22 protein-coding genes and 1 tRNA gene are annotated in these 21,371 nt (G+C 70.7%); 17 read left to right on the top strand and 6 right to left on the bottom strand.

Annotated elements, in window-relative coordinates:
* Positions 1–66: 66 nt before the first annotated feature.
* The 3 genes from ACFQ7C_RS13360 to ACFQ7C_RS13350 all read left to right on the top strand — a co-directional run bounded on the left by ACFQ7C_RS13360 (position 67) and on the right by ACFQ7C_RS13350 (position 2,386).
* A tRNA-Leu gene (locus ACFQ7C_RS13360) sits at positions 67–151 on the top strand.
* 60 nt (positions 152–211) lie between these two features.
* On the top strand, positions 212–1,507 hold the full coding sequence (locus ACFQ7C_RS13355; protein ID WP_378901769.1) for a M20/M25/M40 family metallo-hydrolase: 1,296 nt from the start codon (positions 212–214) through the stop codon (positions 1,505–1,507).
* Positions 1,508–1,564: 57 nt separating this feature from the next.
* Positions 1,565–2,386: an undecaprenyl-diphosphate phosphatase gene (locus ACFQ7C_RS13350; protein ID WP_378901766.1), complete on the top strand. Its 822-nt coding sequence runs from the start codon at positions 1,565–1,567 to the stop codon at positions 2,384–2,386.
* Between the two features lie 16 nt (positions 2,387–2,402).
* Here the strand turns inward: ACFQ7C_RS13350 and ACFQ7C_RS13345 are convergent, their stop codons facing one another.
* On the bottom strand, positions 2,403–3,278 hold the full coding sequence (locus ACFQ7C_RS13345) for a PAC2 family protein (RefSeq protein ID WP_378901763.1): 876 nt from the start codon (positions 3,276–3,278) through the stop codon (positions 2,403–2,405).
* A 92-nt stretch (positions 3,279–3,370) separates the two neighbouring features.
* On the opposite strand from ACFQ7C_RS13345, the gene ACFQ7C_RS13340 reads away from it, so the two are divergent.
* The 9 genes from ACFQ7C_RS13340 (at position 3,371) to lnt (ending at position 13,338) form a co-directional block, all read left to right on the top strand.
* Positions 3,371–4,078 carry an HAD family hydrolase gene (locus tag ACFQ7C_RS13340; protein WP_378901760.1) on the top strand — a complete coding sequence of 236 codons (708 nt, stop codon included), beginning with the start codon at positions 3,371–3,373 and terminating at the stop codon, positions 4,076–4,078.
* Complete coding sequence (locus ACFQ7C_RS13335; protein WP_378901757.1) at positions 4,075–5,103, top strand: tRNA (adenine-N1)-methyltransferase; 1,029 nt, start codon at positions 4,075–4,077, stop codon at positions 5,101–5,103. The genes ACFQ7C_RS13340 and ACFQ7C_RS13335 overlap by 4 nt, the downstream gene beginning before the upstream one ends.
* Positions 5,104–5,112: 9 nt before the next feature.
* On the top strand, positions 5,113–6,078 hold the full coding sequence (locus ACFQ7C_RS13330; protein WP_378901754.1) for an FKBP-type peptidyl-prolyl cis-trans isomerase: 966 nt from the start codon (positions 5,113–5,115) through the stop codon (positions 6,076–6,078).
* A 45-nt stretch (positions 6,079–6,123) separates the two neighbouring features.
* A complete protein-coding gene (locus ACFQ7C_RS13325) occupies positions 6,124–7,119 on the top strand; it encodes a helix-turn-helix transcriptional regulator (protein WP_378901751.1) in 996 nt (331 codons plus the stop codon).
* Positions 7,116–8,078: a helix-turn-helix transcriptional regulator gene (locus ACFQ7C_RS13320; protein WP_378901748.1), complete on the top strand. Its 963-nt coding sequence runs from the start codon at positions 7,116–7,118 to the stop codon at positions 8,076–8,078. Before ACFQ7C_RS13325 ends, ACFQ7C_RS13320 begins: the two co-directional genes overlap by 4 nt.
* Before the next feature lie 72 nt (positions 8,079–8,150).
* Positions 8,151–8,414, top strand: coding sequence for a Sec-independent protein translocase subunit TatA (gene tatA, locus ACFQ7C_RS13315; RefSeq protein WP_378901745.1), 264 nt, complete (start codon positions 8,151–8,153; stop codon positions 8,412–8,414).
* Between the two features lie 66 nt (positions 8,415–8,480).
* Positions 8,481–9,236 (top strand): twin-arginine translocase subunit TatC, encoded by a 756-nt coding sequence (gene tatC / locus ACFQ7C_RS13310; RefSeq protein WP_378901894.1) that lies wholly within the window; start codon positions 8,481–8,483, stop codon positions 9,234–9,236.
* Complete coding sequence (locus tag ACFQ7C_RS13305; protein WP_378901743.1) at positions 9,233–11,731, top strand: DEAD/DEAH box helicase; 2,499 nt, start codon at positions 9,233–9,235, stop codon at positions 11,729–11,731. The genes tatC and ACFQ7C_RS13305 overlap by 4 nt, the downstream gene beginning before the upstream one ends.
* A 50-nt stretch (positions 11,732–11,781) precedes the next feature.
* Positions 11,782–13,338 (top strand): apolipoprotein N-acyltransferase, encoded by a 1,557-nt coding sequence (gene lnt, locus ACFQ7C_RS13300; protein WP_378901740.1) that lies wholly within the window; start codon positions 11,782–11,784, stop codon positions 13,336–13,338.
* A gap of 23 nt (positions 13,339–13,361) precedes the next feature.
* On the opposite strand, the gene ACFQ7C_RS13295 is transcribed toward lnt, so the two are convergent.
* The 4 genes from ACFQ7C_RS13295 to ACFQ7C_RS13280 form a co-directional block, all read right to left on the bottom strand.
* Complete coding sequence (locus ACFQ7C_RS13295) at positions 13,362–13,745, bottom strand: RNA polymerase-binding protein RbpA (protein ID WP_378901737.1); 384 nt, start codon at positions 13,743–13,745, stop codon at positions 13,362–13,364.
* A gap of 126 nt (positions 13,746–13,871) precedes the next feature.
* Entirely contained in the window at positions 13,872–14,660 is a 789-nt protein-coding gene (locus tag ACFQ7C_RS13290) for a glycerophosphodiester phosphodiesterase family protein (RefSeq protein ID WP_378901732.1), read from the bottom strand.
* Positions 14,657–15,679 (bottom strand): SPFH domain-containing protein, encoded by a 1,023-nt coding sequence (locus ACFQ7C_RS13285; protein WP_378901730.1) that lies wholly within the window; start codon positions 15,677–15,679, stop codon positions 14,657–14,659. Before ACFQ7C_RS13285 ends, ACFQ7C_RS13290 begins: the two co-directional genes overlap by 4 nt.
* Positions 15,676–16,170 (bottom strand): NfeD family protein, encoded by a 495-nt coding sequence (locus ACFQ7C_RS13280; RefSeq protein WP_378901728.1) that lies wholly within the window; start codon positions 16,168–16,170, stop codon positions 15,676–15,678. Before ACFQ7C_RS13280 ends, ACFQ7C_RS13285 begins: the two co-directional genes overlap by 4 nt.
* 42 nt (positions 16,171–16,212) lie before the next feature.
* Here ACFQ7C_RS13280 and ACFQ7C_RS13275 point away from each other — a divergent pair, with 42 nt between their 5' ends.
* Both ACFQ7C_RS13275 and ACFQ7C_RS13270 read left to right on the top strand, forming a co-directional pair.
* Complete coding sequence (locus ACFQ7C_RS13275; protein ID WP_378901725.1) at positions 16,213–16,986, top strand: SDR family oxidoreductase; 774 nt, start codon at positions 16,213–16,215, stop codon at positions 16,984–16,986.
* Positions 16,987–16,990: 4 nt separating this feature from the next.
* A complete protein-coding gene (locus ACFQ7C_RS13270) occupies positions 16,991–18,970 on the top strand; it encodes a S9 family peptidase (RefSeq protein ID WP_378901722.1) in 1,980 nt (659 codons plus the stop codon).
* A 69-nt stretch (positions 18,971–19,039) separates the two neighbouring features.
* Here the strand turns inward: ACFQ7C_RS13270 and ACFQ7C_RS13265 are convergent, their stop codons facing one another.
* Complete coding sequence (locus ACFQ7C_RS13265) at positions 19,040–19,594, bottom strand: HdeD family acid-resistance protein (protein ID WP_378901719.1); 555 nt, start codon at positions 19,592–19,594, stop codon at positions 19,040–19,042.
* A gap of 179 nt (positions 19,595–19,773) precedes the next feature.
* Between ACFQ7C_RS13265 and ACFQ7C_RS13260 the strand changes: the two genes are divergently transcribed.
* Genes ACFQ7C_RS13260 through ACFQ7C_RS13250 form a run of 3 tightly spaced genes read left to right on the top strand, consistent with a single transcriptional unit; the run spans position 19,774 to position 21,358 of the window.
* Complete coding sequence (locus ACFQ7C_RS13260) at positions 19,774–20,367, top strand: sulfite oxidase-like oxidoreductase (protein ID WP_378901717.1); 594 nt, start codon at positions 19,774–19,776, stop codon at positions 20,365–20,367.
* Complete coding sequence (locus tag ACFQ7C_RS13255; protein WP_378901714.1) at positions 20,364–21,089, top strand: ferredoxin reductase; 726 nt, start codon at positions 20,364–20,366, stop codon at positions 21,087–21,089. The genes ACFQ7C_RS13260 and ACFQ7C_RS13255 overlap by 4 nt, the downstream gene beginning before the upstream one ends.
* Positions 21,086–21,358, top strand: a complete 273-nt coding sequence (locus ACFQ7C_RS13250) for a DUF6510 family protein (RefSeq protein WP_378901711.1) — start codon at positions 21,086–21,088, stop codon at positions 21,356–21,358. Before ACFQ7C_RS13255 ends, ACFQ7C_RS13250 begins: the two co-directional genes overlap by 4 nt.
* The last annotated feature ends 13 nt before the right edge of the window (positions 21,359–21,371 follow it).

The raw sequence follows: 21,371 nt of genomic DNA, 5'->3' as shown, positions 1-21,371 counted from the left end.
GGCGATTCGTTGAACGTGCAGTGACGTGGTAATGTCATTCCTCGGTTGCGAAACCGAAAACCACCTGCGCGGGTGGCGGAATAGGTAGACGCGCTAGCTTGAGGTGCTAGTGCCCGTATAGGGCGTGGGGGTTCAAGTCCCCCCTCGCGCACACAGTGAAGAAGGCCCCCGAAAGGGGGCCTTCTTTCGTCGAGAGGATAGGTTTGTCCGCATGCCCGAAGCCGAACTCCCCGAGGTCGCCGCGCTCGCGCGGGATCTGATCCGCTTCGACACGACGAACCACGGCGGCGGCCGCGCCGCCGGCGAGCGGGACGCCGCGGAGTACGTCGGCGCCTACCTCGAGACGCTGGGCCTGAAGCCCGAGTTCTACGAGCCGATCCCGCGTCGCACCAACGTGATGGCCCGGGTTCCCGGGCGCGACCGCGGCAAGCCCGCCCTCGTGCTGCACGGCCACCTGGACGTGGTCCCGGCGATCGCCGAGGACTGGAGCGTCGACCCGTTCGCGGGCGTCGTGAAGGACGGGATGCTGTGGGGCCGCGGCGCCGTCGACATGAAGGACATGGACGCCATGATCCTGACGTCGGTCGCCGACATCCTCCGCGCGGGCGAGCAGCCCGAGCGCGACCTCGTCCTGGCGTTCTTCGCCGACGAGGAGAACGGCGGCGTCGAGGGCTCCGCCCTCGTGGTCGAGAACCGCCCGGAGTGGTTCGCGGGCGCCACCGAGGCGATCAGCGAGGTCGGCGGCTACTCGATCCCGATCGGCGACCGCCACGCCTACCTGCTGCAGGTGGGGGAGAAGGCGCTCGTCTGGATCCGGCTGGTCGCGCGCGGCCGCGCCGCCCACGGCTCGAGCCTGCACTCCGACAACGCGGTCACACGTCTCGCCGAGGCCGTGGCGGCGCTCGGCCGCACGGCGTGGCCCGTCACGCTCACCGACACCACGCGGGAGATGACGCAGCGCCTCGCCGAGCTCACCGGCCAGGACGCCGCCGACCCCGATGCCGTCGCCGCGGCCGTGGGCGCAGCATCCGGATTCCTCCGCTCGACGCTGCGGACGACGACCAACCCGACCGGTCTCGTCGCCGGCTACAAGCACAACGTGATCCCCGACCGCGCAGAGGCCCTCATCGACGTGCGTGTGCTCCCCGGCACCGAGGAGGCCGCCCTCGCCGACATCCGCCGTATCGTCGGCGACGGCGTCGAGGTCGAGATCGTCCACCAGGACATCGGCCTCGAGGTCCCGTTCTCGGGCGACCTCGTCGACGCGATGGTCGCGGCGCTGGGCCGCCACGATCCGGGTGCGCCGGTCGTGCCGTACCTCATGGGCGGCGGCACCGACAACAAGGCGCTGGCGGCGCTCGGCATCGCCGGATACGGCTTCGCGCCCCTGCGCCTGCCGTCCGATCTCGACTTCACGGGCATGTTCCACGGCGTCGACGAGCGCGTGCCGATCGACGCGCTGGTGTTCGGCCAGGCCGTGCTCACCGATCTGCTCCGCACCTACTGAGATTCCGACGGATGCTGCGGCCCGCCGCATCCGTCATGCCACGTCTGAAAGGCGCCCATGCTTCTCGAAGCGATCATCCTCGGCTTCGTCCAGGGACTGACCGAGTTCCTGCCGATCTCGTCGAGCGCGCACCTGCGCATCCTCGGCGAGTTCCTCCCGTCGGCGGAGGACCCGGGGGCGGCTTTCACCGCCATCACGCAGATCGGCACCGAGGCGGCCGTCGTGGTCTTCTTCTGGCGCGACATCGTGCGCATCATCGGGCACTGGTTCCGTGCGCTGTTCGGCCGCATCCCGCGCAACGACCCCGACGCGAAGCTCGGCTGGCTCATCATCGTCGGATCGATCCCCATCGTGGTGCTCGGCCTGCTGTTCCAGGACCAGATCGAGACGGTGCTGCGGTCGCTGTGGATCACGGCGGGCATGCTGATCTTCTTCGGCGTGCTGCTCGGCATCGCCGACCATGTCGGCGCCAAGAAGCGCAAGCTGCAGGACATCACGATCGGCCACGGCGTGATCTACGGCTTCGCGCAGTCGCTCGCGCTCATCCCGGGCGTGTCACGTTCCGGCGGCACCATCACCGCCGGCCTCTTCATGGGCTACGAGCGCGCCGCCGCCGCCCGATACGCGTTCCTGCTCGCGATCCCCGCGGTCTTCGGCAGCGGCTTCTTCCAGCTGTTCAAGAGCCTGGACGAGCCCGGGGTGTTCACGCTGGGCGAGACCGCGGTGGCGACGGCCGTCGCGTTCATCGTCGCGCTCGGGGTGATCGCGTTCTTCATGAACTGGATCTCCAAGCACAGCTTCCTGCCGTTCGTGGTCTACCGCGTGGCGCTCGGCTCGCTGCTCCTCGTGCTCCTCAGCATGGGGGTCATCAACCCCTGAGGGAGACGGATGCTGCTCAGCGGCGCGGGTCGTCGCGGCCGGGCTTGCTCGGCCCGTCGCCCGGCTTGCCGTCGGTGCGTCGCAGGTACCGTTCGAACTCCTGAGCGATCGCGTCGCCCGAGGCCTCGGGGGAGTCCCACGTGTCGCGCGTGCGCTCGAGCTGGTGGATGTACTCGGTCATCTCCTCGTCGTCGGCCGCCGCCGCGTCGATCGAGGCCTCCCAGGCCGCGGCCTCGGTCGCGAGGTCGCCGCGCGGGACGGTCGCGCCGGTGATGTCCTCGAGCCTGTCCAGGAGCGCGAGCGTCGCCTTGGGCGACGGCGTGTGGCCCGCGACGTAGTGCGGCACGCTCGCCCACAGGCTCGCGGTGGGGATGCCGGAGCGCTCGGCTGCGTCGCCCAGCACGCTGAGGATCCCGACGGGCCCCTCGTAGGTGCTGCGCTCGAGGTGGAGCGTGCTGCGCAGGTTCTCGTTGTCGCTGCCGGCGAACACCGAGATAGGCCGCGTGTGCGGCACGTCGGACATCATGGAGCCGATCGCGACGAACCCGGTGATGTCTTCGCGCAGGGCCACGTCGATGAGCTCCGACGAGAACGCCTGCCACGCGCGGGCGGGCTCGACGCCGGTGAGCAGCCACAGCTGCGTGCCCCGGGTCGCCTGCGCGGGACGCAGGAGCGTCGCCTCGGGCCAGCGGAGCGTGCGGCGTCCGTCGCCGTCCGCGGCGATGTGCGGACGCGTGTACTGGTAGTCGAAGTAGAGCTCGGGATCGACCGAGAACACCGTCTCGTACGAGCCGCCCTCCCGCAGCTGGGTGATGGCGGACGACGCGGCTTCGCCCGCGTCGTTCCAGCCGTCGAACGCTGCGACGAGAACACGACGACCCAGTCCGTCCACGAGACCCCCTTCGCCCGCAGCCGCTGCGGGTTCCTTCCAGGATAGGCCCCCACCCCCGAGGAGGGCCGGAGACCCCTCGGTAGGATTGCACGGTGAATGCGCCCCGACTCGCCGCCGTCCTGTGGGACATGGACGGCACCCTCGTCGACACCGAGCCGTACTGGATGGCCGCCGAGACACCCCTCATCGAGAGCTTCGGCGGGACGTGGTCCCACGAGCAGGCGCTCGGGCTGGTGGGCCTCGGCCTCGAGGACTCCGCCCGCATCCTGCAGGGAACCGGCGTGCGCATGAGCACCGACGCGATCATCGACCACCTCACCGAGGACGTCATGCGTCAGCTGTCGGCCACGGGCGTGCCCTTCCGCCCCGGCGCCCGCGAGCTGCTGTCGAGCCTGCGGGACGCCGGCGTCAAGACCGGGCTCGTGACGATGTCGATGCGCCGCATGGCGCAGACCGTCGTCGACCTGATCGACTTCGACGCGTTCGACGTCGTGATCGCCGGCGACGACGCCACGCGGCCGAAGCCCTTCCCCGACCCGTACCTGCAGGCGTGCGAGGCACTGGGTGTGGCTCCCGAGGAGACCGTCGCCATCGAGGACTCGCCCAACGGCCTGCGCTCGGCGGTGGCCTCCGGCGCGTCGGTCATCGGCGTGCCGCTCATGGTGTCGCTCACCGGCGCCGGCGCCCACACGCTGTGGGAGAGCCTCGAAGGGCGCACCGCCGCGGACGTCGCCGAATTCCACGCGGCGCATCGCGCCCGTGTCCATGCCCCGCACCCCGCCGAGGAGACCGCCCGATGACCGAGATCCTGGACCACACCGGCGAGCGCCCGAGCGGCCCGTTCCGGCTCGGCGACCGCGTGCAGCTCACCGGACCCAAGGGGCGCCTGCACACCATCACGCTGCGCGAGGGCGGCGAGCTGCACACCCACCACGGCGTGCTGCGGCACTCGCAGCTGGTCGGGCAGCCCGACGGCTCCGTCGTCGCCAACAGCGGCGGGCACGAGTACCTGGCGCTGCGTCCGCTGCTGCGCGACTTCGTGATGTCGATGCCCCGCGGCGCGGCCATCGTGTACCCGAAGGACGCCGCGCAGATCCTCGCCGAGGCCGACATCTTCCCGGGGGCCACGGTCGTCGAGGCCGGCGTGGGCTCGGGTGCCCTGTCGCTGTGGCTCCTGCGCGCCATCGGGGCCGAAGGTCGTCTCGTGTCGTTCGAGCGTCGCGACGACTTCGCCGCGGTCGCCCGCGCGAACGTCGAGACCTTCATCGGGCACGTCCCGCCCCACTGGGACGTCGTCGTGGGCGATCTCGCCGACGAGCTGACCGACACGGTGGCCGCGGCATCCGTCGATCGTGTCGTGCTCGACATGCTCGCCCCCTGGGAGTGCATCGACGCGGTGGCGGAGGCGCTCACTCCCGGAGGCGTCGTGGTCTGCTACGTCGCGACGGCGACCCAGCTGAGCCGCGTCGCCGAGTACATCCGCGGCACCGGGCTGTTCACCGAGCCCGACGCGAACGAGACCATGGTGCGCGGCTGGCATGTGGAGGGCCTCGCCGTGCGCCCCGACCACCGCATGGTCGCGCACACCGGCTTCCTCGTCTGGGCGCGGCGGCTCGCGCCCGGGGCCGTCCCGCCGGAGGTGAAGCGCCGTGCGTCGAAGTCGAGCTACGGCGACGAGGACGTGGAGCTGTGGACGCCCGGCGCCGTCGGCGACCGGCAGATCACCGACAAGAACCTGCGCAAGCGGGTGCGCGAGGCGGAGCGCGCCGCCGAGGGCGCGCGCCAGGCGGCCGGACGGTCGGACGCGCCCGACGAGTCCGCCTAAACTAGCCCGGTGCGCAAGATCCCCGCTGCCCTCGTTGTCCTGGGATTGGTGACCGTCGGCCTCGCCGGATGCTCGCTGCCCGGCTCGTCCGCGTCCGACTGCTCGCGGCCTTCCGTGTCGAACCCCGAGGTGATGGACCTCATCACCGTCACCGGCGACACCGAGGACACGCCGAAGGTCGACGTCTACACGCCGCTCAAGGCGTCGGAGCTCGCCTACGAGGACGTCGTCACCGGCGACGGCACGGCGATCGTTTCCCCCGACCAGACCGCGGTGCTCGACGTCGCGCTGTTCAGCGGCGCGACCGGCGAGCTGCTCGCCTCGACGCCGTACGACGGCGACCTGTCGCGCGTGGGCGCGGTGTCGCAGTTCTCCAGCTTCCCCGGCTTCGAGGAGGCGCTCCACTGCGCCACCGAGGGATCGCGCGTCGCCATCGCGCTGTCGCCGGACGACCTCGCCGAGGGCGTCGCCGAGCAGGCCGGGCTCGATGAGGGCGACAGCCTCGTCGCCGTCGTCGACCTCCGCAAGGTGTACCTGGCTGCGGCAGACGGTCAGAACCAGTTCAACAGCGGCTTCGGCCTGCCGAGCGTGGTGCGCGCGCCCGACGGCCGCCCGGGCCTCATCATCCCCGACGGCGCGGCGCCGAGCGATCTGACGATCCAGACCCTCAAGAAGGGCGACGGCGAGGAGGTGACCGGCGAGCAGCCGGTGCGCGTCCACTACACCGGTGTGGTCTGGGGCGAGAGCGAGCCTTTCGACACGACGTGGGACGGCGAGCCCGCAGCGCTCACCCTCGACGCGGTGGTGCCCGGCTTCGCGGCGGCCCTCGAGGGCCAGACGGTCGGCTCGCAGGTGCTGGTCGTCGTGCCGCCGGACCAGGGCTACGGCGATCAGGAGCAGGCGGCGATCCCGGCCGGCTCGACGCTCGTCTTCGTGATCGACATCCTCGGCCTGGACGCGCTCCCGCAGGAGTGACCCGGGGATCGGCGGGGTCGCCGCGGGCGGCCATAGGATAGGCGGGTGCCTGCCACTGCCGCCGCGAAGATCCCGCCCGAGGAGCGCCTGGTCAACCTCGTGGTGGCGCTCATCGCGACGGATCAGGGGCTCACGAAGGACACCATCCTGACCTCGGTCGCGGGCTATCGCGAGCAGAGCCAGGCCGGCGCGTCGAAGGATGCGCTGGAGAAGATGTTCGAGCGCGACAAGGAGTCGCTCCGCGGTCTCGGCGTGCCGATCGAGACGATCGGCGACTGGGCCGACCCCGACGACCTCCGTGAGGCGCGATACCGCGTGCCGAGCGCCGAGTACGAGCTCCCGGAGGACATCGAGTTCACGCCGGCAGAGCTGGCACTGCTGACGCTCGCCGGCGGGGTGTGGAGCGAGAGCTCGATGTCGGACGACGCGCGCAGCGGTCTGCGCAAGATCCGCGCGCTCGGCGACCTCGTCGACGAGCCCATCATCGGCTTCTCACCGCGCCTGAGCCTGCGCGACCCCGCCTTCCCGCCGCTGCAGCAGGCGATCGAGTCGAGCCGCGTCGTCACCTTCCCCTACCTGAAGCCCGGCGAGGCGGCGCCGCGCCTGCGCCGCGTGCAGCCGCTCGCGCTCGTCGAGTACGAGGGCCGGTGGCACGTCTTCGGCATCGATCTCGACGTCGACGCCGATCGCACGTTCCTCCTCACGCGGATCGTCGGCCCGGTCGCGCTCACCCGCGCGTCGTTCGACCCCGCCCTGCGCGAGGGCGCGGGCGAGCGGGCGCTCGCCGGCCTCGACGAGGTCGCCGAGCGCAATTCGGCGCTGCTCGAGGTGAATCCCGGCACCGAGGCCGCGCTCCGGCTTGCGCGTCGCGCGCAGCCGGCCGAGCAGGGCATCCGCGTTCCCTACGTCGACGCGCACATCTTCGCCGACGAGCTCGCCTCGTACGGGCCCGAGGTGCGCGTCGTCGAACCCGCGGAGCTGCGCGACCGCGTCATCGACCGGCTCGCGGCGACGCGCGCCCTGCACGGAGGCGCCCCTTGAGCGCCCGCCGACCGCTCGTCGCGACGGATCGCGCGGCCCTCATGCTCCAGCTCGTGCCGTATCTCATCGGCAAGGGCGAGGTCTCGCTGGTCGAGGCGGCGGATGAGTTCGACGTCTCGCCCGAGCAGATGCGGTCCATGGTCGAGAAGCTCACCGTCATCGGCCTGCCCGGTGATCGCGGCTACTGGCAGATGGCGAACGACCTCTTCGACATCGATTGGGACCTCCTCGACGAGCGCGACCTCATCGTCATCACGAACTCGGTCGGTCTCGAGCGCGCGCCGAAGCTCACGGCGCGCGAGGCGGCCGCGCTGCTGGCCGGCCTGCAGCTCGCCCGGTCGATCCCAGGGGTCGGCGACACCGAGCTCTACGCGGGACTGCTCGCGAAGCTCGCACGGGGCGCCTCGGGGATCCCGGCCGAGGTGATCCTCGCCACGGAGCCCGTCGACGTCGTGCGCGACCTCGTCTCCGACGCGCTGCGCCGCGGCGTCGCCGTGTCGTTCACCTACAAGGCCCCCGATGCGGCACCCACGACGCGCACGGTCGACCCCGTCAAGGTGCACATCGCGAGCGGGCAGTGGTACCTGCAGGGCTGGTGCCACCTGCGCGAGGCGATGCGCACCTTCCATCTCGACCGCGTGAGCGACCTCGAGCTCACCGACATCGCGAGCACCCACGCGGGCGAGCAGGCGCCGGACTGGTTCGACACCGATGCCGGTGACGTCGTCGCACGCATCCGCTTCGCGGACGACGTCGCACCGCTCCTCGGCGAATACCTCGACCGCGCGTCGCTCGAGACCGAGGACGCCGTGACGGTCGCGACCATGCGGGTCGCCGACGAACTGAGCCTGCGCCGTCTCGCGGCCCGCCGTGGCGGCCTCGTCGAGGTGCTGGAGCCCGCCGGTGCACGCCGGGCCGTGGCGGACTGGGCCGAGGCCGGCTTGGCGCAATACCGATAAGGGCGGCAGACGGCCGTCCGGAGCATATTAGACTGGGCGGCATCCCCGCTGACGCGAACGACGGAGCACCTCATGTTGGGCAATCTGAACGGCTGGCACCTGATCATCCTGCTGGTCGTCATCCTGCTGCTGTTCGGTGCGGCGAAGCTGCCGGCCCTCGCCAAGAGCATGGGCCAGTCGGCCCGGGTGTTCAAGGGCGAGATGAAGGCGATGAAGGACGACGACAAGGCGGGCGACGCCTCGACCACGACGAACGTCGCGGACACTCCGGTCGCCGACAAGACGACCCCCGCTACCCCCGGCACCACTGACGGCATCCGCGATCAAAAGTCGTAGCGGATGGTAGCCGCAACCGGCTCCGCGTCCGTCGACGGCCCGGAGCTGCCGAAGCGCGACAAGCGGATGTCGCTCGGCGCGCATCTGCTCGAGCTGCGCAAGCGTCTCGTCTTCGCGGCGATCGGCCTGCTCGCGGGCATGGTGGTGGCCTTCGTCATCACCGACCCGATCATCCACTGGATCACCGAGCCGATCCGTGTCATCGCCGAACAGCGGGGTGACGACTTCTCGGCGCTGAACTTCGGCACCGTCACCTCCGCCTTCGATCTGCGCATGCGGATCGCGTTCTCCATCGGCCTGTTCCTCTCGGCGCCGATCTGGCTGTGGCAGATCTGGGCGTTCATCATGCCCGGGCTCACCCGCAAAGAGATCAAGTACACGGTCGGGTTCGTGGTCGCCGCGGTCCCGCTGTTCTTCATCGGCTGCTACGTCGGCCTGCTGATCGTGCCGCACGTCATCGAGCTCATGTGGGGCTTCACGCCCGACGGCGCCGTGAACTTCTACGCGGCCGCCGAATACTACGACTTCGTGTTCAAGCTGATGATCGTCATCGGCGTCTCGTTCGTCCTGCCGGTGTTCCTCGTCGCGCTCAACCTGGCGGGGATCATCTCCGGCCGCGCCATCCTCAAGGGCTGGAGGGTCGCCGTCATCGTCGCGACGGCGTTCGCCGCGCTGGCCACGCCGGCCGCCGACGTCGTGAGCATGCTGATGCTGGCGGGCATCCTGATCGTCCTCTTCGTCGCGGCGGCGGGCCTGTCGATGCTGTTCGATCGACGCAAGGCCAAGCGCGACGCCACCCTGCTGCCGCCCGAGGTGTCGTGAGCGACCCCGCTCCCGCGGAGCGCTACGCCCGGGCGAGCGCGTCGGCCCGGCTCGATCGGACGCATCCGATCACGGCCGACTTCGCCGCGTCGCAGCGGTTCACGCTCGACCCGTTCCAGATCGAAGGATGCCGAGCCCTCGAAGAGGGACGGAGCGTTCTGGTCGCGGCGCCCACCGGGGCGGGCAAGACGATCGTGGGCGAGTTCGCCGTGCACCTGGCGATGCGTGAGCCCGGAGACAAGGCGTTCTACACGACGCCGATGAAGGCGCTCTCGAACCAGAAGTTCCGCGAGCTCCAGGACGTCTACGGCGAGGGCGAGGTGGGCCTGCTCACCGGCGACACCAACATCAACGGCAACGCACGCATCGTCGTCATGACGACCGAGGTGCTGCGCAACATGCTGTACGCCGACTCTCCGGCGCTGCGGGGCCTCCGCTACGTGGTCATGGACGAGGTGCACTACCTGGCCGACCGCTTCCGCGGCGCGGTGTGGGAGGAGGTCATCATCCACCTCGCGCCGAGCGTGCGGCTGGTCTCCCTCTCGGCGACCGTCTCGAACGCCGAGGAGTTCGGCGACTGGCTCGACACCGTCCGCGGCGACACCGAGGTGATCGTCTCGGAGACGCGCCCCGTGCCCCTCGAGCAGCATGTGCTGGTGCGGGGCGACCTGCTGCCGCTGTTCGACGACCGCGCCGGCATCGCGACCGCGCAGGTCAATCAGGAGCTCATGCGCATCCGCTCCTTCAAGGGCCAGAACTTCGAGCGCAATCATCGGGTGCAGGCGTCGAACAGTGCGCGGCAGGCGGGGTACGAGGCATCCGGTCGTCGTCCGCACCGCGGCGGGAAGCGCCCGGTGCGGTCCGCGAACGTGCAGAGGATCGAGCGCCTCGACCGTCCCGACGTCGTCGAGCTGCTGTCGCGCGCCAACCTGCTGCCGGCGATCTTCTTCATCTTCAGCCGTGCGGGCTGCGATGCGGCGGTGCAGCAGGTGCGCCGCGCCGGGGTGCGGCTGACGTCGCAGGACGAGCGTCGCGAGATCCGCGCGGTGATCGAGGAGCGCACCCGCACCCTGCTCGAAGAGGACCTGGCCGTACTGGGCTTCTGGGAGTGGCGCGAGAACCTCGAACGCGGCGTCGCCTCGCATCACGCCGGGCTGCTGCCTGCGTTCAAGGAGGTCGTCGAGGAGCTCTTCCAGCGCAAGCTCGTGAAGGTCGTGTTCGCGACGGAGACCCTCGCGCTCGGCATCAACATGCCCGCGCGCACCGTGGTGCTCGAGAAGCTGGAGAAGTTCAACGGCGAGGCCCGCGTCGCCATCACGTCGGGGGAGTACACCCAGCTCACGGGGCGCGCGGGGCGCCGCGGCATCGACGTCGAGGGGCACGCGGTCATCCAGTGGACCGAGGGTCTCGACCCGCAGGCCGTCGCCGCGCTCGCGTCCCGACGCACGTACCCGCTGAACTCGAGCTTCCGGCCGACCTACAACATGGCCGTCAACCTCATCGACCAGTTCGGCCGTGCCAAGGCGCGCGAGATCCTCGAGTCGTCGTTCGCCCAGTTCCAGGCGGATCGCGCCGTCGTCGGGCTCGCCCGGCAGGTGAAGGAGCAGGAGGAGTCGCTCGCCGGCTATGCGAAGGCGATGACGTGCGACCGCGGCGACTTCGCCGAGTACTCGCGCATCCGCCGTGAGCTGAGCGATCTCGAGAAGCTCAACCGCAAGGACGCGAACGCCTCGCGGCGCACCCGCGACGAACGGCAGCGGCACATCGCGAGCCTGCGCAAGCAGATGCAGCGGCATCCGTGCCATCAGTGCCCCGATCGCGAGCACCACGCACGGTGGGCCGAGCGGTACTGGAAGCTCAAGCGCGAGATCGACAGGCTGCGGCGCCAGATCGAGACCCGCACCGGCACCGTCGCGCGCATCTTCGACCGCGTCGTCGATGTGCTCGGCGCCCTCGAGTACGTGTCGATCCAGGGCGACGGTGCGACGACGCTGACCCCCGCCGGCCGCACGATGCGCCGCATCTACGGCGAACGGGACCTGCTCGTCGCCGAGTCGCTGCGCCGCGGCATCTGGAAAGACCTGGATGCGGCGTCCCTCGCGGCGCTCGCCTGCTCGCTCGTCTACGAGCCCCGGCGCGACGACGGCGGCCCGGGGGAGCGGGGGCTCCCGCGGGGTGCGTTCCGCCCGGCGTTCGAGGCGACGCTGTCGCTGTGGCAGGAGCTCGACGACCTCGAGCAGGAGCATCGGCTGCCCGGCACCGAGCCGATCTCGGCCGGCCTCGCGCAGGCCATGCACACGTGGGCGCGCGGCGGCATGCTCGACCGCGTCCTCATCGAGGCCGACATGGCAGCCGGCGACTTCGTGCGCTGGTCGAAGCAGACCATCGACCTGCTCGACCAGCTGTCGATCGTCGCCGACCAGCCGATCGCGGGCACGGCACGCAAGGCGCTGGATGCTGTGCGCCGCGGCATCGTCGCGTACTCCGGCGTGTAGAGCCGCCGGCGCGGCGAAGGATCGCCGGTCTGCTCGCTTAGGCTGAATCCGTGCCACCTCGCCCGATCCTCCCGCTATGGGCGGCGGTTCTCCTCTCTGCGCTGGCCGGGGTGCTGTTCGACCTGGCGTTCCCGTCCGTCGCGTGGTGGCCGATGGCCTTCGCGTCGGTCGCTCTGGCGCTCGTGACGCTCATCGGGCGCCGGGCGGGCGGGGCATTCCTCACAGGGCTGGCCTACGGCCTGTCGTTCTATCTGCTCAACGTCGACTTCACCGCCGAGTGGGTCGGGCCGCTTCCCTGGCTCGCGCTCTCCCTGCTCGAGGCGCTGTTCGTCGCAGGCGGCGCGGTGCTCATCTCGCTGGCGTACCGGTGGACGCCCGTGGTGGTGCCGCGCCGGAGCCGGATCCTGTTCACCCCGGTCCTCGTCGCCGGGTTGTGGACCGCGAAGGAAGCGGTGATCGGAGGCTTTCCGTACGGCGGCTTCCCGTGGGGACGCGTGGGCACGTCGCAGGTGAGCGGCCCGTTCGCCGAGGTCGTCTCGTGGACGGGCACCGCGGGGCTCACGTTCCTCGTCGTCGCGGTCGTCGCGGCCGCGGTGGAGCTCGTCCGGTCTCCGCGGCGGGCGCGAGGAGGCGGCATCCGTCCACTCCTCCCGGTGGGAGTGCTCGTCGTCATCGCCACCGCTCTCGTCCTCGTCCCCGCGTGGGCGACGACGCCCGCCGGCACGATGCGCGTCGCGAGCGTCCAGGGCAACGGCCCCGCCGGCTACTTCGACGAACGCGAGGCGGGCGACATCCTCGAGTCCCAGTACGAGGCCACGAAGCCGCTGTTCGCAGCGGAGGGCGTCGACGTCGTGCTGTGGCCGGAGGGCAGCGTCGACGTGGACCCGGAGGGGTCTCCTGTCGCCGCAGCCGCACTCGACCGCGTGGCGAGGCAGGTGGGCGCGCCGCTGATCGCCAATCGCATCGACCAGCGCGGCGACGAGTACTTCAACATGTCGTTCGTCTGGCGTGAGGGCGCCGGCATCGAGCAGACGTACGACAAGCGCAACCCGGTGCCGTTCGGCGAGTACGTGCCCGACCGGGAGTTCTACGCGTCGATCGCCCCCGACCTCATCGGCATGATCGGCCGCGACTACACGCCCGGCACGAACCCGCCGGTGTTCGACATCGACGGCACCGTCGTCGGGCTCGCCATCTGCTTCGACGTCATCTACGACGCACTCGTGTGGGAGGGTGCCCGCGACGGTGCGCGGGTGTACCTCTTCCAGACCAACAACGCGGACTTCCGGGGGACCGACGAGAACCTGCAGCAGCTCGCCGTCGCGCGGCTCCGGGCGATCGAGACCGGGCGCTCCGTGGTCAACCTGTCGACGGTGGGCACGAGCCAGGTGATCGCGCCCGACGGATCCACCGTCGACGGGCTCCCGGCGGATGAGCCCGGGCACATGCTCACCGACGTCGCGCTCCGGACCGGCCTGACGCCGGCGGTCATCGTCGGGCCATGGCTGAACGCCCTCGTGTCATGGGGCAGCGTCGTCGTGCTCGCAGGGCTCGGCATCGTGGCGCGCCGGCGCTTCCGCGGGCACGCGAAAACGCCGGCCCCGTAGGGCCGGCGTCGCGCGTGCGCGGGTCAGGCGCTGAGCTTGTCCACCGTGACGGCCTCGCCGGCGCCGCGGCGGGCGCGGACGTACGCGAGGCGCTCCTCGAGGAGCTCTTCCAGCTCGGGGATGGTGCGGCGCTCCAGGAGCATGTCCCAGTGGCTGCGGGGCGTCTTGTCGCCGGAGTGGTCGACGGTCGCGGTGCCCTCACCCACGCGCAGCAGCGCCTCGGCACCGCACGTGCGGCACTCCCACGCCGGCGGAACCTCGGCGTCGGCCGCGAAGGTCAAAGTCGTGTCACGTCCACACGACGTGCACGAGTAGATGTGCTGTGCGCGCTCATGGAATACGACGCCCTCTTCGCTCTGTAGGCTCTGGGCGCCGAGTCGGATGCCGCGCAGACTGCGGTCTGCCATTTTGTGGTCCTCTCGTCGCTGTACAGGTATAACGAAGTGACCTGAGCGGATCATCCGAAGCGACCCTGTTCATCGACCTTTCACAGTGGATGCACAGGGGGAGATGCGGACCGTTACCTCCCCATGTTAGGCGAGAGCGGCGAGGGCGATGTCGGCGCGGTCCGTGACGATGCCGTCGACGCCCTTCTCGACGAGACGGAGCATGTCGTCGGGCGCGTTGACGGTCCACACATGCACCTCGATGCCGTGCCGATGCGCGGCCGCGATGAGCCGGGGCGTGACGATGCGCAGACGCCCCTGCCGCTCGGGCACCTGAAGGGCGTCCACACCCGCGAGAGCCCGCGCGATCAGCCGGTCCGACCGCGAAGACACCGCCGCCAGCACACGGGCGATGGTGCCGCGACCCCCGGATGTGGCGGGACGGATGCTGTGCCCCGCGGCGTCGCCCACGGCCCGTGCCGCGGTCAGCGCCTCGCGCCGCCGCTCGTCCGAGAAGCTCGTCACCAGCACGCGGTCGGCGAAGGGCGCGATCGCGGTGCCGACGGCGGACGCGGCATCGGCCGCCTTCACGTCGAGGTTGAACCTCATGGTCGGGAACGAGGCCAGGGCCTGCGCGAGCGTGATGAGCCCGCCCCGGCCGGCCATCAGGTGCTCGAGCTCGCGCACCGACACGTCGGCGATCTTGCGGGGATCGCCGGTGACCCGCGACAGATCATCGTCGTGGAAGAGCACGACGACCCCGTCGGCCGTTCGGTGGCAGTCCGACTCGACGTAGTGCGCGCCGGCGGAGTGGGCGGCGGCGACGGCGGCGAAGGAGTTCTCGGCGATGCCGCTGCGGGCGGCGTCGGGAGTGACCAGCCCCCGGTGTGCGAGGACGCGCGGCGTCGGAACGCCTTCGAACCACGGGTGGGTCACGGGGTGGGCGGGGTGACCGCCGGTGGCGGGCCGCCGATCGCGGCGGTGCCGGAGCCGGTGCCGCCCGACGAGGTGGCCGCGCCACCGGTGGACGGCGTGCGGCCCTTGGTCGCAGCATCCGCCATCACTCCCGCGAACGACCCGGTCAGACCCTTGAGGGCCTCGGTGAACTCGCTGGGGATGATCCAGAGCTTGCTCGACGCGCTGTCCGCGATCTTCGGCAGCGTCTGCAGGTACTGGTAGGCGAGCAGCTTGTCGTCGGGGTTGCCGGTGTGGATGGCGTCGAAGACGGTCTGGATCGCCTCGGCCTCGCCCTGGGCGCGCAGCACCGCGGCCTGCTTGTCGCCCTCGGCCTTGAGGATCTCGGCCTGCCTGCGACCCTCGGCCTCGAGGATCTGCGACTGCTTCGAGCCCTCGGCGGTCAGGATCGTCGCGCGGCGCTCACGCTCGGCGCGCATCTGCTTCTCCATCGAATCCTGGATGGAGTGCGGCGGGTCGATGGCCTTGAGCTCGACGCGCGAGACGCGCAGTCCCCACTTGCCGGTCGCCTCGTCGAGGACGACGCGCAGCTGTCCGTTGATGTTGTCGCGACTCGTCAGCGCCTCTTCGAGGTTGAGCCCGCCGACCACGTTGCGGAGGGTCGTGACGGTCAGCTGCTCGACGGCGCTGAGGTAGTTGGCGATCTCGTACGTGGCGGCCCGGGCATCCGTGACCTGGAAGTACACGACGGTGTCGATGGAGACGACGAGGTTGTCCTCGGTGATCACAGGCTGAGGCGGGAACGACACGACCTGCTCGCGCATGTCGAGAAGCGGACGCAGCCGGTCGATGAAGGGGACCAGCAGGTTCAGACCGGGGCTCAGCGTCTTGTGGTACCGGCCGAGGCGCTCGACGATTCCGGCCGTCGCCTGCGGGATGATCCGGATGGACCGGAAGATCACGACCAGCACGAAGATGAAGACGGCGATCGCGAGGATCCACCCGATCGCCGTCGGGATGGCCGAGGTGAAGTCGTTCATGCGAGCGGGTCCTCCGGAGCGGGGGTGAGCGGAGCGGGGGAGTCGGAGCGGACGATCGCGGTCGCGCCGTCGATGCGGCTGACCCGCACCCGCGTCCCGGGCTCGAGGTCGCCCGATTCGGTGCGGGCTGTCCAGATGTCGCCGTTGGCGAGCTTGACCTGGCCGCTGTGCGCGCCGACCGACGAGACGACGGTGCCGGCCAGGCCTATGAGGGCGTCGACATTCGACGGCGTCGGGTCCTCGCCGCGGCGCAGGCGTCTCAGCAGCGGTGGCCGGAGCAGGAGCACGAGGGCGGCGGCGACGCCGGCGGCGATGATCACCTGCAGCCAGATGGGGGCGCCGAGCAGGTCGGTCACGAGGCCTGCGAGCCCGCCGATGCTCAGCATCAGGAACGTGAAGTCGAGAGTCAGCATCTCGATCACGAGGAAGACGAGGATCAGCACCAGCCAGCCGATCCATGCCCACTGTTCGACGACCTCGATGAGCTCCACGGTGCGCCTCCTCAGCTCGAACCTAGCAGGTAGGGTCTACACGTGACTCAGACTCTGACCCCGCTTCCCGAGAGCTCGCTGAGCGGCAGGACCGCGCTCGTGACCGGCTCGTCCCGCGGCATCGGCGCGGACACCGCCCGTTACCTCGCACAGGCAGGGGCGAACGTCGTCATCAACTACCGCAACAAGGCTCCGCGGGCCGAGAAGCTCGCCACGGAGCTCCGCGAACTCGGCGTGCAGGTCCTCGTCGTCGGCGCCGACCTGACCGACCCGGCATCCGTCCAGGCGATGTTCGACGAGGTCGCGAACACGTTCGGCTCGCTCGACATCCTCGTGCTCAACGCATCGGGCGGCATGGAGTCCGGCATGGCCGAGGACTACGCGCTGCTGCTCAACCGCGACGCCCAGGTGAACGTGCTCGAGACCGCGCTGCCTCTCCTCGGCGAGGGCTCGCGCGTGGTCTTCGTCACGAGCCACCAGGCGCACTTCATCCGCACCACTCCGACGATGCCCGAGTACGAGCCGGTCGCCCTCTCGAAGCGCGCCGGCGAGGATGCCCTCCGCGAGCGCATCCCCGCGCTCGCCGGGCGCGGCGTCGAGTTCGTCGTCGTGTCGGGCGACATGATCGAAGGCACGATCACGGCGACGCTGCTCGAACGCGCGAACCCGGGTGCGATCGCCGCGCGTCGCGAGGACGCGGGCAAGCTCTACAACGTGTCGGAGTTCGCCGCCGAGGTCGCGCAGGCCGCGCTCGCCCCGGTGCCGGCCGGCAACACCCGCCTGGTCGGCGACGTCTCGTCGTTCGAAGCGGAGTGACCCGATGAAGGCGAACGACATCGAGACCCTCGTCTCGGTCGGGCGTCCCGAGATCGCCGCAGACGGCTCCTTCGTCGTCTTCGCGACCTCGCGTCCCGACATCGCGGCCAACCGGAACGTCGGCCAGGTGTGGCGCGTCGACCTCCCCGGCGGTGCGCCCCGACGCCTCACCCGCGGCACCGCCGACAGTGCGCCCAAGCTCGCGCCCGACGCCAGCCGGATCGCCTTCCTGCGCGGCGACGCCAAGGGCAAGCCCCAGGTGCACGTGGTCGCCGCTGCCGGCGGCGAGCCGGTGCAGGCGACCGATGCGGTCCTGGGCGTCGAGGACTTCGCCTGGTCGCCCGACGGCGCGACCATCGCGTTCATCGCGCGCGTGCCCGAGAAGGGCCGCTACGGCAGCGTGGAGGGATTGGATGCTGCCGCCGAGGCGCCGCGGCACATCACGGGCGTGCGCTGGCACGCGAACGGCCTCGGCTACCTCGGCGACCGCCCCGCCCATGTGTTCGTGATCGCCGTGCCCGAGGTCGACGCCGAGCCGTTCTACGAGCCCGCCGCCGCCGTGCGCCCCGACGACGAGACGCCCCCCAAGAAGACGCTGGTCGCCGCCGAGGCGCGTCAGCTCACCGAGGGCGCGGCATCGCACGGCGGAGTCGTCTTCACCGCTGACGGCAGCGAAGTGCTCACAGTGCCCGACGAGATCGAGCGGGACCGCCGCGATCTGCGGGATCGCCTGGTCGCCGTCGCCGTCGACGGCGCGGGGCAGCGCGAGGTGCTCGGCACCGACTCCGGCATCGCGATCTACGAAGCAGCGGCCGCCGCGGACGGGACGATCGCGCTCCTCGCCCACGAGGTCGGCGACGGCGTCGACTTCATCGCCCCCGGCGTGGGGCTGTGGCTCGTCGAGGACGGCGGCGCACGCCGCGTCACCGACGCCGATGCCCTGAACCTCGGTGAAGGACACCTGCGGGTCGACGGCGAGGGCTTCCTCGTGCAGGACGCCCAGCGCGGCCGTGTGCGGCTGCTGCGGATCGCCCGCGACGGTGCTGTCACCGAGGTGCTCGGCGGAGACGTCGAGGTGGTCGGTCACGCGACCGGCGGCGGCCGTGTCGTGGCTGCGGTGTCCCTGCCGGACTCGTTCGGCGAGCTCGTCCTCGTCGAGGACGGGGCCGCGCGCACCTTGTCATCGTTCGGAGCGCGGGCGGCAGCATCCGGAATCGTCCTCCCGCGCGAGCTGACGGTCACGGGACGCGACGGCTACCCGGTGCACGGCTGGATCGCGACGCCGGAGGGCGAGGGACCGTTCCCGGTCATCCTGCAGATCCACGGCGGGCCCTTCGCCTCGTACGGCGTCCACCTGTTCGACGAGACGCAGGTGCTCGTCGACGCCGGTTACGCGGTCGTCTACTCGAACCCCCGCGGCTCCGCGGGCTACGGGCGCGCGCACGGGCGCAGCATCCGTCAGCAGATGGGCACGGTCGACTTCGCCGACGTCATCGACTTCCTCGAGGGCGCGATCACGGGCGACGCGCGCCTGGACGGCGAGCGGGTCGGCGTGCAGGGCGGCTCGTACGGCGGCTACCTCACCGCGTGGGTCATCGCGCACGACCACCGGTTCGCCGGCGCGATCGTCGAGCGGGGCTTCCTCGAACCGCTGTCGTTCCAGGGAACGAGCGACATCGGCTCGTTCTTCGGCGACGAGTACGTCGGGGTCTCGGCCGAGGACATCGCACGCCAGAGCCCGATGGCCGTGGTCGGTCAGGTCACGACGCCGACGCTGGTGATGCACTCGGAGCTCGATTTCCGCTGCCCGCTCGAGCAGGCGACGCGCTACTACGCGGCCCTCAAGCGTCAGGGCACCGAGGCCGAGCTGCTGGTGTTCCCCGGCGAGAACCACGAGCTCACGCGCTCGGGCCAGCCGCGGCACCGCGTGCAGCGCTTCGATGCCGTGCTCGACTGGTGGAGCCGGCACCTTCCGGTCGGCTGATCCGAGCGCGGACAGAAGTCGGCCCCGGGAGCGTTTCGCTCCCGGGGCCGACGGCGTTTTCGGCTCGGATCAGATGTCGCCCTTGAAGGTGAAGGCGCGCACGATGTTGATGACGCCGAGCACGACGAGCGCGATGCCGAGGATCCACCACAGCGCGAAGACGTACAGCGGCGAGAAGAGCAGGACGATACCGGCGATGATGCTCAGGATCGCGAAGAAGATCGACCAGCCCTTCGACGCCGCGTCGCCGAGCGTCGACAGCGCCACGATGCCCTCGACGATCCACAGGATTCCGATGAGGATGCCGAGGAACAGCGCGAGCCACGCGGTGGTCTGACCGAGGTTGAACAGGGCCACGACGCCGGCGATGATGAATAGCACGCCGAGCAGGATGTGGCCGACGCGCGCCCAGCCGCCCTTCGTCTTCGAGAAGATCCCGAGACCGGCGTAGACGAGACCCGCGGCAATCGCGTAGATCGCGATGATCGCGGTGACGACGGCGGCGGTCTTGCCCGGCCAGACCAGGATCAGGATGCCGACGATGAGTGCGAGGACGCCGCCGACGCCGAGCGCCGTGCGGATTCCGTTGACGGCCGACTTCTCGGCTTCGGATGCAGTGGACATGAGGGGCCTTTCTGAGAGTTCCCTGTACGTTGTGCGGCTAAAGCTTAGACCCCAGATCGAACTTGCAAGCGACCGTGAACGTGTGTTGCCCGATGCCCATCGCCCCGGCGGGTCGCCGCGCGCTAGCGTGAGCGTGCGTAGCGTGCGCGTCCGGTGCGGCGTGCAGGAGGAGGGTTTCGATGGCCGTCGTGTCGAGAGGGTTCGGAGCGCGTCGTCGGGAGAGCGATCCGCGGCTTCCACCCGGCCAGTACCTGACCGAGGACTTCCCGGTGCTGTCGGCCGGGCCGACGCCGCGGATCGAGCAGGACGACTGGCGCTTCGGGATCCGCACCGAGGGCGGCGACGCCGTCTCGTGGACGTGGGACGAGTTCCTGGCGCTGCCCATCGAAGACGTCCACACCGACATCCACTGCGTGACGCGCTGGTCCAAGCTCGGCACCTCGTGGCGCGGCGTGTCGCTCGACACGCTGCTCGACACCGTCGAGACCGACGCCGAGTACGCGATGGCGCACTCGTACGGGGGATACACGACCAACGTGCCGATGGAGGATCTGCTCGGCGGCCAGGCGTGGGTAGCGTTCGAGTTCGAGGGTGAGCCGCTCGACCCCGAGCATGGCGGCCCGGCGCGGCTGCTGGTTCCGCACCTGTACTTCTGGAAGAGCGCGAAGTGGGTGCGCGGGCTCACCCTCATGCAGGACGACGAGCCCGGGTTCTGGGAGCAGAACGGCTACAACATGCACGGCGACCCCTGGACCGAGGAGCGGTATTGGTGACGGTCGGCGGCTGGCGGCCCGGGCGCGTCGTCGAGGCGGTGCCCGCGACGCCGTCGGCGCGCATCCTGCGACTTCAGGTCCCGGGCTGGCCGGGCAACGACGCGGGTCAGCACGTCGACATCCGGCTCACCGCCGAGGACGGCTATCAGGCGGTGCGGTCGTACTCGCTCGCCACCTACGGCGCAGCGGAGACGATCGAACTCGCGGTGGACGAGGTCCCCGACGGCGAGGTGTCGCCCTACCTGGTCGAAGACGTCCTTCCGGGCGACGAACTCGAGGTCAAGGGCCCGCTCGGCGGCTACTTCGTGTGGCGGCCCGGGGGAGAGGTCCCCGTGCAGCTCATCGCCGGCGGGTCGGGGATCGTGCCCCTGATGGCGATCGCGCGGGCGGCGACGGACGCCGGGGCGGCAGCATCCGTCCGTCTGCTCTACTCCGTCCGCACGACGACTGACGCGATATATCGCGAAGAGCTCGAACGCCTGGCGGCCGAGGGGGGAGTGGGGCTCACCTGGAGGTACACCCGAGAGGCCCCCGAGGGCTGGTCGGGCCGGGTGGGGCGGGTCGACGACGACGCGCTGCGGTCTGCGACCTGGGAGCCGGGACGCGAGCCCATCTCGTACGTCTGCGGACCGACGGGGTTCGTCGAGCACGTCGCCGACGCGCTCGTCGGGTTGGGGCATGAGCCCGCTCGGATCAGGACCGAACGCTTCGGAGGTGCATGATGCGTGCTGAGAACGCGACGAGCGTCGTCGACGGCAACGCCGCGGCGGGAATGCTGTGGGACGTGTTCGGCGCGGACGTCACCGCGCTGGTCGGGGTATGCGGCGGGTGTGGCGACGCCTCGCCGCTCGCCGAGGCCGTCGTGGAGATCGACGAGACCGCGGCCATCGTCCGGTGCCGTGCCTGCACGCACACGCTGTTCACAGTGCTGCGCGATCGGGAGCGGGTCCGGCTCGTGCTGGGCATGCTCCACGAGATCGCACGCCCGTGACGGCGCGCGGAGG

Source organism: Microbacterium sp. NPDC056569 (assembly GCF_042793475.1).
Taxonomy (GTDB): Bacteria; Actinomycetota; Actinomycetes; order Actinomycetales; family Microbacteriaceae; genus Microbacterium.
Note: the sequence above shows the minus strand (reverse complement) of the source record. Positions and strands in the feature narration are given on the sequence as shown.